General features: G+C 71.5%; 9 protein-coding genes. All 9 read left to right on the forward strand.

Translation table 11 applies throughout. The features are described from left to right. Positions 1-403: 403 nt before the first annotated feature. The 9 genes from ACIP4Z_RS33015 to ACIP4Z_RS33055 all read left to right on the forward strand — a co-directional run bounded on the left by ACIP4Z_RS33015 (position 404) and on the right by ACIP4Z_RS33055 (position 14,855). Entirely contained in the window at positions 404-4,495 is a 4,092-nt protein-coding gene (locus ACIP4Z_RS33015) for a discoidin domain-containing protein (protein ID WP_401314073.1), read from the forward strand. Positions 4,496-4,588: 93 nt separating this feature from the next. Continuing rightward, positions 4,589-5,398: a phosphatase gene (locus ACIP4Z_RS33020; protein ID WP_401314075.1), complete on the forward strand. Its 810-nt coding sequence runs from the start codon at positions 4,589-4,591 to the stop codon at positions 5,396-5,398. Between the two features lie 215 nt (positions 5,399-5,613). Beyond that, positions 5,614-6,126, forward strand: coding sequence for a peptide-methionine (S)-S-oxide reductase MsrA (gene msrA, locus ACIP4Z_RS33025; RefSeq protein ID WP_355343668.1), 513 nt, complete (start codon positions 5,614-5,616; stop codon positions 6,124-6,126). Positions 6,127-6,311: 185 nt separating this feature from the next. Then, complete coding sequence (locus ACIP4Z_RS33030; protein WP_401314078.1) at positions 6,312-7,601, forward strand: SGNH/GDSL hydrolase family protein; 1,290 nt, start codon at positions 6,312-6,314, stop codon at positions 7,599-7,601. 300 nt (positions 7,602-7,901) lie between these two features. Beyond that, positions 7,902-10,295 (forward strand): polysaccharide lyase 8 family protein, encoded by a 2,394-nt coding sequence (locus ACIP4Z_RS33035; protein WP_401314080.1) that lies wholly within the window; start codon positions 7,902-7,904, stop codon positions 10,293-10,295. A 63-nt stretch (positions 10,296-10,358) separates the two neighbouring features. Beyond that, on the forward strand, positions 10,359-11,900 hold the full coding sequence (locus tag ACIP4Z_RS33040; protein ID WP_401314082.1) for a glycoside hydrolase family 88 protein: 1,542 nt from the start codon (positions 10,359-10,361) through the stop codon (positions 11,898-11,900). A 132-nt stretch (positions 11,901-12,032) separates the two neighbouring features. Further along, positions 12,033-13,268 carry an epoxide hydrolase family protein gene (locus tag ACIP4Z_RS33045; protein ID WP_401314084.1) on the forward strand — a complete coding sequence of 412 codons (1,236 nt, stop codon included), beginning with the start codon at positions 12,033-12,035 and terminating at the stop codon, positions 13,266-13,268. A gap of 124 nt (positions 13,269-13,392) precedes the next feature. Continuing rightward, positions 13,393-14,241 (forward strand): oxidoreductase, encoded by an 849-nt coding sequence (locus ACIP4Z_RS33050; protein ID WP_355343653.1) that lies wholly within the window; start codon positions 13,393-13,395, stop codon positions 14,239-14,241. Continuing rightward, positions 14,241-14,855 carry a TetR/AcrR family transcriptional regulator gene (locus ACIP4Z_RS33055; protein WP_401314085.1) on the forward strand — a complete coding sequence of 205 codons (615 nt, stop codon included), beginning with the start codon at positions 14,241-14,243 and terminating at the stop codon, positions 14,853-14,855. The genes ACIP4Z_RS33050 and ACIP4Z_RS33055 overlap by 1 nt, the downstream gene beginning before the upstream one ends. Positions 14,856-15,052: the final 197 nt, after the last annotated feature.

The following is a 15,052-nucleotide window of genomic DNA, read 5'->3' on the forward strand; positions in this document are numbered from 1 at the left end:
GCGCCCGGCCGGCCCCTCGCCCGGGGGGGGGTTCGCCCGGGGGGGGGCTCGCGGGCGGGGGGCGGCCGGGGGGGGGGGGGGCGGGGGGGCCCCCCCCGCGCGGGGGAGGGGCGGCGGCTCCCGCGAATCCGCACCAAAGCGTGCCGTTCGCGGGCGGCCGGTACGCACGTGCGGCGCGGCCCCTCGGAGGGCGGAAAGGCCAGCTCACGTCGCGTGTCGGCATCGCTCGACAGCGGTCCCTCGCTCGCCGCTCACCCCCTTTTCCGCCCGTGTCGGAGATCCGGACATCGCGGCAGGTCTTGACAGAAGCCGGTAGGGATTACAGCCTATGGCAACGTTGTCATCCGAGTTGAGAGCCGGGCCGATCGTTCCGTCGGCTCACGTGGGATTGGACTTTTTGGACATGTCGGATCAGCCGCACCTTTCCCGGCGAAGGATCGTCGCCACCGGCTCCACCCTCCTGGCGGGCTTCGGCCTGGGCACCGCCTTTCCCACGGCTGCCTCCGCTACCGCCCCGGCCCCCGCCGCCGGGCCCGCGGCGCCGTCGGGGGGCGCCGCCGCGCGGGCCGAACTCGCCGCCTACCGCCCGATCACCGTGTCGTCCACGGACTACGCCCCCACGCCCGGCGAATTCGCGGTCGACGGGATCGGCACCGTCGGCGTACGCGGCACTGGCTGGCGGGCCGCGGCGGGCGACCCGCAGTGGATCTGTGTCGACCTCCAGGCGGACTGCGAGGTCGACTCCGTGAAGCTGACCTTCGAGGCCACGGTCAACGACCCGGTCTTCACCCCCTCCGACAGCGGCAATCCGCGCGACAGCACCACAGGGCAGGAGATCCTGTCGAGCTGCGCGGTGGACTTCGTCGTCGAGACCTCGCGCGACCAGCACGCCTGGACCACCGTGTACCGGACCACCTCGGGCACCGGCGGCGTCGTGGACATCGCGCTGGACCGCAAGGTCACCGCGCGCTGGGTGCGGCTGACCGTGCGCAAGCGCTCCAACGCCAACCCGCTGGGCCTCAACGGCTTCGCGGTGTACGGCACTTCGCGCGCCCACCGCCCCGCCGCCACCGGCTGGACCGACTGGGGCACCCATCACCACCACGCCCCCGCGCTGAAGACCGCCGCCGACGGCACCGTGCCGCTGGAGTCCGGCTGGACGCTGACCATGGACGACTGGGCGGGCGGCGAGGGCGCCGACCTGTCCCGCCCGTCGGTGGACACCAGCCGCTGGCTGCCCGCGACCGTGCCCGGCACGGTCCTGGCCTCACTGGTCGAACAGGGCCATCTGCCCGACCCCGTGTCCGGCCTGAACAACCTGCACATCCCCGAGTCGCTGTCCCGCCACTCGTGGTGGTACCGGCGCGGCTTCGAGCTGCCCCGTAACCTGACGACCGGCTCGGGCCGCCACATCTGGCTGGAGTTCGACGGCGTCAACCACACCGCGGACATCTGGCTGAACGGCAAGCGGGTCGGCGGCCTGACCTACCCCTTCGCCCGCTCCGCCCACGACGTGACGGCGCTGCTCACCGCCCGCGGCGAACAGGCCCTCGCCGTGAAGATCACCCCGATGCCGTTCCCCGGCAGCCCCGGCGACAAGGGGGCGGCCGGACTGGCCTTCGTGGACGCGGGCGCCACCATGATGAACCGCAACTCGCCCACCTACCTGGCCTCTTCCGGCTGGGACTGGATGCCCGCCGTACGCGACCGCGTCTCCGGGATCTGGAACCACGTACGGCTGCGCTCCACCGGCCACGCCGTCATCGGCGACCCCCGCGTCGACACCGTTCTGCCCGATCTGCCCGACACCCGCAGCGCGGAGGTGACGATCGTCGTCCCCGTGCGCAACGCGGACACCACCGAGCGGCGCGTCACCGTCACCGCCGCCTTCGACGACGTCAAGGTGACCCAGACGGTCACCGTGCCCGGGGGCGGCGGCAAGGACGTCACCTTCACCCCGTCCGTGTACGGCAAACTGCGGCTGCGCAACCCCAAGCTGTGGTGGCCCAACGGTTACGGCGAGGCCGCCCTGCACGACCTGACGCTGACCGCGACCGTCGACGGCCGCACCAGCGACCGGCGCACCACCCGGTTCGGCATCCGGCAGTTCGGCTACGAATTCGCCGTGCCGCTGCCCTTCACCGCCGGCGGCGACGCGTACACGCAGTCCGTCGACCTCGGGGCGCGGACCGCGCGGTACGTACGGGTGCGCTGCCTGACCCGCGCCACCGCCTGGGGCTCGTCGTTGTGGAGCCTGTCGGTGGTCAACAGCGCCGCGCCCGGCACCGACCTCGCGCTGCGCAAGACGGCCACCGCCTCGTCGGTCGACGAGGACGACCACCAGCCGGGCAATGTCACCGACGGCGACCAGGGCACCCGCTGGTCCTCGTCCTTCGAGGACGACCAGTGGGTCCAGGTCGACCTCGGCGCCCAAGTCGCCTTCGACCGCGTCGACCTGACGTGGGAACAGGCGTACGCGCGCACGTACGTCGTCCAGGTCTCGGCCGACGGCTCGGCCTGGACCGACGCGAAGTCCGTCGACAACTCCGCGGTCCCGCTACCCTTCAACGGCGGCGACGCCAGCCTCCAGACCGAGGACTTCAGCGCGGTGACCGCCCGCTATGTCCGGATCAACGGCGGTGCCCGCGCGACCAGTTGGGGCAACTCGCTGTGGACGCTCTCCGTGGTCGACAGCGCCAGGCCCGGCACCGACCTCGCGCTCCACAAGACCGCGAGCGCCTCCTCCGAGGACTCCGGCAGCCCGGCGTCCCACGCCACCGACGGCGACCCCAACTCCCGCTGGTCGTCGGAGTATCTGGACAACCAGTGGATCCAGGTCGACCTCGGCTCGGCCCAGAGCTTCGACCGCGTCGTCATCGTGTGGGAAGCGGCCTACCCGAAGACGTACACGATCCAGGTGTCCGCCGACGCGAAGACCTGGACGGACGTGAAGTCCGTCGACAACACGCCCGAACCGCTGAAGATCAGCGTCAACGGCGTCCGGGTCTTCTGCCGCGGCGGCAACTGGGGCTGGGACGAACTGCTGCGCCGGATGCCCGCCGCGCGGATGGACGCCGCCGTGCGGATGCACCGCGACATGAACTTCACGATGATCCGCAACTGGGTGGCCAGCAGTAACCGCGAGGAGTTCTTCGCCAGTTGCGACGAGCACGGCCTGCTGGTGTGGAACGACTTCCCCAACGCGTGGGGCATGGACCCGCCGGACCACCAGGCGTACAACGACCTGGCGCGCGACACCGTACGGCGCTACCGCGTCCACCCCAGCGTCGTCGTGTGGTGCGGGGCCAATGAGGGCAATCCGCCCGCCGCGATCGACACCGGCATGCGCGACGCCGTCACCTCCGAGGCGCCCGGCGTGATGTACCAGAACAACTCCGCGGGCGGCATCATCACCGGCGGCGGCCCCTACGGATGGGTGGAGCCCGCCCGTTACTACGCGCCGTCCACGTACGGCAGCGGCAGCTTCGGCTTCCACACCGAGATCGGCATGCCGGTGGTGTCCACGGCCGCCAGCATGCGCAATCTCGTCGGCGACGAGCCGGAGTGGCCGGTCGGCGCGGCCTGGTACTACCACGACTGGAGCACACGCGGGAATCAGGCGCCGCAGAACTACCAGGCCGCCATCGAGGCCCGCCTCGACACCGCCACCGGCCTCGACGACTTCGCGCGCAAGGCGCAGTTCGTCAACTACGAGAACACCCGCGCCATGTTCGAGGCGTGGAACGCCAACCTGTGGAAGGACGCCAGCGGCCTGATGCTGTGGATGTCCCACCCGGCGTGGCACAGCACGGTGTGGCAGACCTACGACTACGACTTCGACGTCAACGGCACCTATTACGGGGCCCGCAAGGCGTGCGAGGCGCTGCACGTCCAGGCCGACCCCGACAAGTGGCAGGTCATCGCCGTCAACCACACCCCGCACGCGGTCACCGGCGCCCGGGTGACGGCCAACTACTACGACCTCGACGGCCGCCGGCTCGTCCCGGAACAGCGCAAGTTGGTCAACATCGCGCCGTCGTCGTCGGTCACCGCCTTCACCGCCGACCGGATGGACACCCTGCCGTCCTTCCACCTGCTCCGGCTCCGCCTGGAGGACCCGCTCGGCCGCGTGCTGTCCGAGAACACCTACTGGCGCTACCGCGACACCAAGGACATGCGGGCCCTGAACAAGGCCAAGCAGACCCGCCTGTCCACCGACCTCGGCCGCCTCACCCACTCCGGCGCCCGCCGCAACCTCACCGCCACCGTCCGCAACCGCGGCTCCGCCGTCGCCGCCATGGTCCGGCTGTCGCTCCTCGACGACCACACCGGCGAGCGCGTCCTGCCCACCCTCTACAGCGACAATTACCTCTGGCTGCTGCCCGGAGAGTCCCGCACCCTCACCCTGACCTTCCCCGCCGCCGCCCTGCCCTCCTCCCGCCCCGCCCTGCGCGCCGAGTCCTACACCACCCCCACCACCCTCACCCGCCCCTGACCCCGGGACGCGAGGCGGGCGGCGGCGGGGGAATCCGCAGGTCAGTCCTACCCCCGCCGTCGGCGGACGGCGGGGGGCACGGAGAATGGGGGCATGGATTCGGTGGATATACGTTTTTCGCGTGACGAGCTGATCGACCATCTGCGACGGACCCGCATCGCCGGGGACGTCGCCACCCCGCGGCAGGGGAATCTGCGCCACTACAGCGAGCTGGTGAAGGGGAACCGGCGCTTCTGGCTGGGACTGGAGCTGGGGGAGCGGTGGACCGAGGAGACGGTGCTGGCCGTGATGGCCGAGCGCGTCGGCGTGGTGGCCGACCCCGGACACCTCCAGGGGCAGGACACCATCGACGCGCGGCTCACCGTGGAAGGACTCGACCGGATGGCGGCCGTCCTGCGGGAGGCGGCCCGGCAGCGGTGGCGGGTGCTGGTCGCCACCGGGCACCCCGGCGGGCTGCTCGATGTGCACCAGGCCATCGCGCGGGCGCTGCGCGCGGCCGGGGCCACCGTCGTCGCCATTCCCAAGGGCCTGTCCACCACCGAGGGCGACGACGACTCCTACGGCGACGTCCGTCAGTTCGGCGGCGTCGCCGTGCTGGAGGACGGTGCCACCCTGTGGCACACCCACGCGCCGCAGCCGATGTCGGCCATTCTCGACGCGCTGACCGCCGCGGGCGAGCCGCTGCCCGACCTGGTGGTGGCCGACCACGGCTGGGCGGGCCGCGCGGGCCAGCGCGGGATCAGGACCGTCGCCTTCGCCGACTGCAACGATCCGGCGCTCTTCCTCGGCGAGGCGGAGGGCACCATCGCGGTGACCGTCCCGCTCGACGACCACGTGGTGGACCCGCAGGCGTACGAGCCGATGACCGCCTATCTGCTGTCGGAGGCCGGGCTCACCGCCTGAGGCCCGCGCGAGCCCGTACGACGCGCCGGTGCGACCGCGACCCGCCCCGTACGACCCCGCGGAACGCAGCCGCGTCGCCCCGGCGGGACCCACCGGCCGCCCACGGCCAGTAGGCTTCCCGTGGGTGCCCGAAGCACCGCAGAGACCGCCGCGGACGCCCCGGAACACGGGGCGTCCGCCGTGTGTTACCGCCAAGGAACACGAGGAGGACTGAGATGACCGCTCAGACACAGAAGGCCGTCCTCGCCGGCGGATGCTTCTGGGGCATGCAGGACCTGATCCGACGCCTGCCCGGCGTGACGGACACCCGGGTCGGATACGCGGGCGGCGACGTGCCGAACCCCACGTACCGCAACCACGGCACCCACGCCGAGTCGATCGAGATCACCTACGACCCGGAGCGGACCGACTACCGGGCGCTGCTGGAGTTCTTCTTCCAGATCCACGACCCGAGCACGAAGAACCGCCAGGGCAACGACATGGGCCTCAGCTACCGGTCGGCCATCTTCTACGAGGACGACGAGCAAAAGCGCGTCGCCGAGGACACGATCGCCGACGTCGACGCCTCCGGCCTGTGGCCCGGCAAGGTCGTCACCGAGGTGTCGCCCGCCGGTACCTTCTGGGAGGCCGAGCCCGAGCACCAGGACTACCTGGAGCGCTACCCCGACGGCTACACCTGCCACTACGTACGCCCCGGCTGGCGCCTGCCCGCCCGTACCAAGGACTGACGCCCGGCACGCCCAGCAAACTCAGCACGCCCGGCGCCGCTGGTTACGGCATCCGGCCTTTCCCCGCCGGCCGTCCGACGCCCCATTGATAGCGTCGGACCGTGGCGCATACAGTGCGCGCGGCGACTGGTATCCGGGGAGGCCAGATGTCGGGTTCACCGTCGGGCGGGACGCCGAGGCGTGCCATGGGGCGCAGGGCTCTGTTGCTCGCGGGCGCCGCCTCCGCGGCGGCGGCCGGCGCCGGATCCCTGGCCTCCGCGGAGCCCGCGCACGCGCGCCCCCGCGGCCCGGAGGCCGAGTGGGTCGGCAGTTGGGCCGGGTCGCCGAACGCCGCGCCGACGGCCGCCGTCGTCCACCTGGAGAACCAGACGGTCCGCCATGTGCTGCGTCTGAGCCTCGGCGGCTCCGCGCTCCGGTTACGGCTGACGAACGAATTCGGTGAGAGCGCCGCGTCCGTCGGCGAGGTACGGGTCGCCCGCCGCGCGGGAACGCGGGGCACGGCGATCGTCCCGGCCACCGACCGCCGGGTGACGTTCGGCGGCAGCGGTTCCGTCCTGATCCCGGCCGGGGCCCCGGCCGTCAGCGATCCCGTCGACCTGGCCCTGCCCGGCGGCGCCGACCTGGTCGTGAGCCTCTACCTGCCGGAGCGTACGGCCGCCACCAGCCTGCACGCGTACGCACTCCAGAAGAACGCCGTGGCCGCAGGCAACGTCACCGGCGCGACGACGGTGACGCCGACCGCCGAGCCGCAGGCGGTGTATCTCGTCTCCGGTGTCAGCGTCCGGGCCGGACGGCAGGCGTCCGCGATCGTCGCGCTCGGGGACTCGATCACCGACGGCGGCAAGAGCACCGTCGGCGCCGATCTGCGGTGGCCTGACCAGCTCGCCGCGCGGCTGCGGTCGGCCCGCCCGGCCGCCGACCGCGCGGTGGTGAACGCGGGCATCTCCGGCAACCGCCTGCTGCACGACCCCAATCCGCCCGCGGGCGACCCGGCCGAGGCGTACGCGCTCAACTTCGGACCGAGCGCCCTGCGCCGATTCGACCGCGACGTGCTCGCCCAGCCCGCGGCGGCGTACGTCATCACCCTGATGGGCGTGAACGACCTCGGCCATCCGGGCACCGTGGCGCCGCTGTCCGAGACGGTGACGGCCGAGCAACTGATCGCCGGGCACGGGCAGTTGGCGGCGCGCGCGCACGCCGCGGGCCTGATCGCCATCGGCGGCACGATCATGCCCTTCAAGGACGACACCTTCGGCTTCTGGAGCCAGGCCAACGGCGAGAAGCGGAACGCCGTCAACGACTGGATCCGCACCAGCGGTGTGTACGACGCCGTGATCGACTTCGCCCGCGTCACCGCCGACCCGGCCGACCCGGACAAGCTGGCCGCCGCGTACAGCAGCGGCGACGGCCTGCACCCCAACGACGCGGGCCACACCGCGATGGCCGCCGCCGTTCCGCTCGACCTGTTCCGCTGAGCCGTCTCCGTACGGCTCGGCGGCCACGGCGCGCGGCGGCAGGACGTGCGCGCCTCGGCCCTGAGCGACCCGTGCCCGGCCCTCCGGCACGGCCGCCCCGGCACGCCACCGAGCCCTCCTGGACGGGTCGCTGACCGGCCGTCGGACGCGCGGCGGTTGGCGTGGAGCCCCGTACTAATACGTATTATCCCTTGACTTCCGGGAATCCGGAAGCCACGATCCCTCACGGCGCCGAGCGTCTCCCGATCGGCCGCGCCGCTCCCGTGGCCGATGTCCTCCCCCCAACCGTGAGGGTGCCCCATGTCCGTTGACCACTCGTCCCGCGGCCTCACCCGTCGCTCCGCCCTGCTGGCCGGCGCCGCGCTGGCCCCCGCGTGGTTCCTCGGCACCGCCGGCGCCGCGCCCAGCCGCGCCGCCGCGGCGACGGCCTCGGACTTCGCGACGGTCCGCACCCAGTGGGGCACCACGCTGATCGGCAGCTACGACGCCTCCGACCAGGTGATCTCCGCCTACGCGCAGGCGATGGCCGACACGGCGAACGGCCTGTGGTCGACGCTGAACACCGCCAACTCCCGCACCTACCTGTGGGCGGACCTGAACAGCTCCACCGTCTCGGCCGTCCAGCGCGACGTGATCGGACGGCTGCGCCAACTCGCCCTCGCCTACGCCTCGCCGGGCTCGTCGCTGGCGGGCAACGCGACGCTCCTGGCGGACCTCACCTCCGCGCTCGACTGGTTCCTCGCCCACAAGTACGGCGTCACCGCGCGGTACGACAACTGGTGGGACTTCGAGATCGGCATACCGCTGGCCCTCAACGACACCTGCGTCGCCCTGTACGACCACCTCTCGGCGAGCCAGATCTCCACCGCGATGGCCGCGATCACCCGCTACGCGCCCGACCCGACCAAGGTCAACGGCGGGACGGCCACCGGCGCCAACCTCAACTGGAACTGCGCCATCGCGACCGTGCGCGGCGCGCTGAGCCAGGACGCGGCCGTCATCGACAGCGCCATGGCGGCGATCGCGCACCTCTTCCCGTACAGCACCAGCGGCGACGGCTTCTACCCCGACGGCGGCTTCATCCAGCACGCGGTCTACGCCTACAACGGCTCCTACGGGGTGTCGCTGCTCCAGTACCTGACCTACCTGCTGGTCACCGTGCAGGGCACCCCGTGGGCGGCGACAACGGACCAGGTGCAGCGCGTCTACACCTGGACGCAGGCGAACTACCGGCCGTGGATCTACCGCGGGGCGTTCATGGACATGGTGCGCGGACGCGCGCTCTCCCGCTTCTACGAGACCGACCACCGTATCGGCCGCCTCACCACCGCCACCCTGCTCCAACTCGCCCGCGTCTTCCCGGCCGACCAGGCGCTCACCGTCCGGTCGCAGGCGAAGGGCTGGATCGGCGCGGACACCTACCAGGACTTCTTCGCCTTCGACGCGGCGCCGCTCGAACAGGTGCGGATCTCGTCCATCGCGCTCGGCCGCGCCGTCGTCGCCGACAGCGCCATCCCGGCGGCGGCGGAGTCCACCACCTCCGTCGTGTCGACCTCGATGGCGCGGATCGTGCACCGGCGGCCCACGTTCGCCTTCGGCATCGCGATGGACAGCACGCGGATCAAGCCGTACGAGTCCGCGAACAACGAGAACCTCCAGGGCTGGTACACCGGCGAGGGCGCCACGTACCTGTATCTGCCCACGCAGCCCGGTCACTGGGTGAACGGGTACTGGCCGGCCGCGGACAAGTACCGGCTGCCCGGGGTCACGCTCGACACCAAGACCCTCGCGCTCGGCGCGAACCGCGGCTCGACCAACACCTGGGCGGGCGGCGCGCTGCTGGACGGGAACGTGGCCGCCGGTATGGGGCTGTCGTTCGCCGTCCAGACCCTCAAGGGCCACAAGTCGTGGTTCTGCGTCGACGACATCGTCATCTGCCTGGGCGCCGGGATCACGAGCGACGACGGCCATACGATCGAGTCGGTCATCGAGAACCGCAACACCGGCCCCAACGGGCAGGCGAACATCCACGTCGATGGCAACGTTGTCCTGTCCACGCCGAGCAACACGCCGACGGTGGTACAGCCGCGGTCGATCTTCGTGGACAACCTCGGCGGCTATGTCTTCCCGGTCGGCGGCCACGTCACCCTCCTGCGCCAGGACCGCACCGGCAAGTGGACCGACATGGACCACCGCGGCGTCTACGACGACACCGCCGCGTACACCCGCAGGTTCGTCACCATGTGGGTCGACCACGGCGTGAGCCCGACCGCGGGCAGCTACCGCTACATCCAACTGCCCGCCGCCACCTCGGCCCAGACCTCGGCGTTCGCCGCGTCGAACGACGTGACCGTCGCCTCGAACACCGCCGCGGTGCAGGCCGTCAGCCGCTCCGGCTCCGGCGTGGCCATGGCCAACGTCTGGCAGGCCGGAGCGCCCAAGGCCGCCGGAATCCAGGTCGACAGGACCGCATCAGTCGTCACGCACCGGACGAACGGAACGCTCAGCGTGGCCGTGAGCGACCCGACCCAGCAGCTCACCGGGTCGGTCGTCGTCACCGTCGACGGCGCCGTCTCGGCCGCCACCTCCGTCGACCCCGGGGTGACGGTCCTCGCCACGACACCTGACCTCCGCCTCTCGGTAGCGGTCGCGGGAGCGGCCGGAAGGACCTTCGTCGCACGCTTCACCGTCTGACAGCCGTCGGCCCGGTACCCCGTCGGCCCGTCGGCCCGCGAGATAAGGAAGTCGCACATGCGCATGAGGGCTTTAGCAGTGGTGATCGGCATGCTCGTCGCGAGCTACGGCGTGACGTCGGGCGCGGCGCACGCGGCGTCATCGCTCTACGAGGCGGAGAACGCCACCGTCTTCCACGGGACGGTGGACCGGGATCACCTGGGATACACCGGGACCGGCTTCGTCAACACCGCCAACGAGGTGGGCGCGTACGTCGAGTTCAGCGTGAGCGCACCGGCCGCGGGCGGCTTCGCGCTGGCCCTGCGCCACGCGAACGGGACGGGGGAGGGACGCGCGGGCACCGTCAGCGTCAACGGCACGGTGATCTCCGCACCGGCCTTCGCCGCGACCGCGGACTGGAACACCTGGGCCGTCACCCGGATACCGGTGACGCTGCGGGCGGGAACCAACGCGATCCGCGTGACCGGCGCCACGGCGGGCGGCCTGCCCAACCTCGACTCGCTGACCGTCTCCGACCCGCGGAGCACGGACTGGGCCGACGCACTGGTCGACTCCACCATGCAGCGCTACACCCCCGCGACCGTCGGCGGCTGGAGCTACCCGGTCGCGCTCTACCTGATGGGGCAGTACCAGGTCGCCCGGCACACGGCGGACCCCGCGCGCCGGGCGGCCCTGATCGCGTACATCAAGGCGTGGGCCGACCGCTTCGTGGACGCCTCGGGGCACATCGGCATCACCTTCAACAGCCTGGACAGCATGATGCCGGGTCAGGTGATGATCGCCCTGTACCGCGAGACCGGTGAGGCCAAGTACGGCCTGGCCGCCAAGCAGATCCACGACCGGCTGCTGCCCGGCGCCGGGTACCCGACCACGAGCGACGGCGGCTTCTGGCACGCCAACAGCGCCGACCGGGCCAACCAGCTCTGGTCCGACGGCACCTTCATGGCCGACCCCTTCATGGCGCAGTACGGCAGGTACATCGGCGACAGCGCGCAGTCCTACGACATCGCGGCCAAGCAGCTCGTGGTCTACGCCAGCCATCTGCAACAGGCGAACGGGCTGCTGAAGCACGCCTATGACGCGTCCAAGGCGGCGACCTGGTCCGACCCGACCAGCGGCCTGTCCTCCGAATACTGGTGCCGCGCCGTCGGCTGGTACGGCGTCGCCGCCACCGAGATCCTCGACCTGATCCCGGCCGACCACCCGCTGCGCGCCCAGTTGACCGCGACCGTACGCGACCTGGTGCGCGGCATCGCCGCCTACCAGGACCCGGCCAGCGGGCGGTGGTTCCAGGTCGTGGACAAGGGGAGCAGCGCGGGGAACTGGACCGAGACCTCGTGCTCGGCGATGTTCACCCTGACCGCCGACGCCGCGATCAAGCGCGGATACGTCCCCGCCGCCACGTACCAGGCCACGGTGGACGCCGGAAAGCGCGGCGCATTGGACCGGATCTCCCTGCACAGCGACGGTCTGACGTATCTGACCTCGATCTCGGTCGGCACCAATGTCGGGGACTACGCGTATTACACCGCCCGGTCCCGGGCCACGAACGACTTCCACGGGCTGGGCGCCTTCCTCTACTTCTTCGAGCAGGTCAACGGCTGAACCCGGCTCCTGCGAGCAGATCCGCGGCGGGGGAGTGGCGGTGGAGCGCCGTTCCCGGTTCTGGAACGCTACGACCGTCGGCCCGACAGGCCGACGGCACGGCTCTCCTCGACCCGGTGAAGGAACGACGCCATGACCACCGCGCACCCCATCGCGCTGGAGCCCACCGCGATCCATGTGGCCGACCGCGTCCTCGACGACCTGCGCACCCGTCTCGAACTGACCCGTCCGCCGCTGGACGAGGGGAACGAGGACTGGTCGTACGGCGTCCCGGCCAGCTATCTGCGGGAGTTGGTCGCCTACTGGAAGGACGGCTACGACTGGCGGGCGGCCGAGCGCGCCATCAACGCCTACGAGCACTACCAGGTGGAGGTCGCCGGTGTCCCCGTGCACTTCCTGCGCAAGCCGGGGCGCGGCCCCCGCCCGATCCCGCTGATCCTCACCCACGGCTGGCCGTGGACGTTCTGGCACTGGTCGAAGGTGATCGACCCGCTCGCCGACCCGGCCGCCTTCGGCGGCGACCCCGCCGACGCCTTCGACGTGATCGTGCCGTCCCTGCCCGGGTTCGGTTTCCCCGGCCCGCTCACCGGCTTCCCCGACGTCAACTTCTGGAAGGTCTCCGACCTCTGGCACACCCTGATGACCCGGACCCTGGGATACGAGAAGTACGCCGCCGGGGGCTGCGACATCGGCGGGATCGTCACCAGCCAGCTCGGCCACAAGTACGCCGACGAGCTGTACGGCATCCACATCGGCTCGGGGCTGCCCCTCGACTTCTTCACCGGCCCCCGCGCCTGGGACTTCGCCCGGAACCGGCCCCTCACCGACGACCAGCCGGCCGACATCCGCGCTCGCATCATCGAACAGGACCGCCGTTCGGCGACCCACCTGGTGGCGCATATGCTCGACGGCGCCACCCTGGCCCACGGGCTGAGCGACTCACCCGCGGGACTGCTCGCCTGGCTGCTCGAACGCTGGAACGCCTGGAGCGACAACGGCGGCGACCTCGAATCCGTCTTCACCAAGGACGACCTGCTCACCCACGCCACGATCTACTGGGTCAACAACTCCATCGCCACGTCGATGCGGTACTACGCCAACGCCAACCGCTACCCCTGGACCCCCGCCCACGACCGCACCCCGGCCGTCGAGGCCCCGGTCGGCCTCACCTTCGTGACGTACGAGAACCCGCCCGGCGTTCACTCCGCCGCCGACCGCGTCCAGGCGTTCAAGACCGGCGCGCAGTCCCGCTGGTTCCACCACGTCAACGTGAACGCCCACGACCACGGCGGCCACTTCATCCCCTGGGAGAACCCCGACGCCTGGGTCACCGACCTCCGCGGCACCTTCCGCACGCGCAGGCCCTGAGCGCCGGAAGATCGCTCCCTCCCCGAACGGCAGAATCGACACGGCGGTGATAAAAATCGACACGGTGTAGACTTTTCGACATGGGAGGCCGTCGACTCCCCGCGTGACCGCCGAGGAGGAGCACATGGAGACGCGGAACTGGCTCATCACGGGCGTCAGCACGGGCCTGGGGCGCGCTTTCGCCCGGGCCGCGCTGACAGCCGGGCACACCGTCGTCGGCACCGTCCGCTCGGAGAAGGACCTGCGGGCCTTCGAGGAGCTGGAATCCGGGCGCGCGCACGGCCGCGTCCTGGACGTGACCGACGGCGACGCCGTCACGGCCGTGGTCGCCGAGGTCGAGCGGAGCGTCGGCCCGCTGGACGTCGTCGTCGCGAACGCCGGCTACGGCCTGGAGGGCACCTTCGAGGAGACGCCGCTGGCCGAGGTGCGGCGGCAGTTCGAGGTCAACGTGTTCGGAGCCGTGGCCACCTTGCGGGCCGCGCTGCCCCCCATGCGGCGCCGTCGCCGCGGACACCTGATGGCCGTCACCTCCATGGGCGGGCTCATGGCCGTGCCCGGCATGTCCGCCTACTGCGGCAGCAAATTCGCCCTGGAAGGCATCCTCGAAGCGCTGGGCAAGGAGGTCGCACAGTTCGGGATCCACGTGACGGCGATCGAGCCGGGCTCCTTCCGCACCGACTGGGCCGGACGGTCCATGACGCGCGCCGAGCAGTCCGTCGACGACTACGACGAGCTGTTCACCCCCATCCGCGAAGCGCGGCGGAAGGCCAGCGGGAATCAACTGGGCAACCCGGCCAAGGCCGGAGAGGCGGTCGTGCACATCGCGTCGGTCGACCGGCCCCCCGCCCACCTCGTCCTGGGCTCGGACGCGCTGCGCCTGGTCGCCGCCGCGCGCACGGCCGTCGACGAGGACATCCGCGCATGGGAGACGCTGTCGCGTACGACCGACTTCGCCGAGGGCGCTCAGCTCTGATGCCAGGCCACGAACCCGCCCGAGGCCGCCGGACCGCCGAACGCAAGGGCGATGTCCGGGAGCGCGCCATCCTCGACACCTGCGAGGCACTGCTGGCGACCAAGGGCCACGAGGCCATGACGGTCGCCGACATCGCCCAGGGCGCGGGCATCACCCGCGCCGCGCTGTACTTCTACTTCGGCTCGAAGCAGGAAGTGGTCACCGCGCTCGTGGCCAGAACGGTCGAGCACCTGTGGGAGCGGTCCAGGACCACCGCCCAGGCCGACGAACCGCGCCAGGCCGTCGCGGCGGCCATGCGGCGCACGGTCGAGCTGTGGAACGCGCACGGCCTGGTCATGCGCACCGCGATCGACCTGTCCTTGACCGTGCCGGAGATCGGCGAGCTGTGGAACCACACGGCCGACCTATTCATCACGGCCATCACCGCCGTCCTGGAACGCGCCGGAATCGCACCGGGCACCGCGCCCCACCAGTCCTCCGCCCTGGCCCGCGCCCTGTGCTGGATGATCGAGCGGACCTTTTACCACGCCTCGCGGGAGTCCCCGGAAAAGCTGCGCGAGGCGTCCGCGACCTGCGAACACATCTGGCTGACCACCGCCGGCCTGATCGTGTGAGCCGTCCGCGGCGACCTCCCGACGACCGAACGGCATGTGCGCACCGGACACTTCGACGTCCCGCTCACCCCCCAACCGCTGGACCCTGGTCAACCGTTCCGTCGGTCCGCTCATCGACCTGGCGGTGTCGATGAACGCCGGGGTCGTCAACGCCGCCGTGTCCGGCGGCCAGATCCTGCCGACCGGCGTCGGCGGCT

It is taken from the genome of Streptomyces sp. NPDC088910 (assembly GCF_044749865.1).
GTDB lineage: Bacteria > Actinomycetota > Actinomycetes > Streptomycetales > Streptomycetaceae > Actinacidiphila.

Coding starts and splice junctions, on each gene's coding strand:
- ACIP4Z_RS33015 (WP_401314073.1), top strand. CDS start 404: ATGTCGGATCAGCCGCACCTTTCCCGGCGAAGGATCGTCGCCACCGGC.
- ACIP4Z_RS33020 (WP_401314075.1), top strand. CDS start 4,589: ATGGATTCGGTGGATATACGTTTTTCGCGTGACGAGCTGATCGACCAT.
- msrA (WP_355343668.1), top strand. CDS start 5,614: ATGACCGCTCAGACACAGAAGGCCGTCCTCGCCGGCGGATGCTTCTGG.
- ACIP4Z_RS33030 (WP_401314078.1), top strand. CDS start 6,312: ATGGGGCGCAGGGCTCTGTTGCTCGCGGGCGCCGCCTCCGCGGCGGCG.
- ACIP4Z_RS33035 (WP_401314080.1), top strand. CDS start 7,902: ATGTCCGTTGACCACTCGTCCCGCGGCCTCACCCGTCGCTCCGCCCTG.
- ACIP4Z_RS33040 (WP_401314082.1), top strand. CDS start 10,359: ATGAGGGCTTTAGCAGTGGTGATCGGCATGCTCGTCGCGAGCTACGGC.
- ACIP4Z_RS33045 (WP_401314084.1), top strand. CDS start 12,033: ATGACCACCGCGCACCCCATCGCGCTGGAGCCCACCGCGATCCATGTG.
- ACIP4Z_RS33050 (WP_355343653.1), top strand. CDS start 13,393: ATGGAGACGCGGAACTGGCTCATCACGGGCGTCAGCACGGGCCTGGGG.
- ACIP4Z_RS33055 (WP_401314085.1), top strand. CDS start 14,241: ATGCCAGGCCACGAACCCGCCCGAGGCCGCCGGACCGCCGAACGCAAG.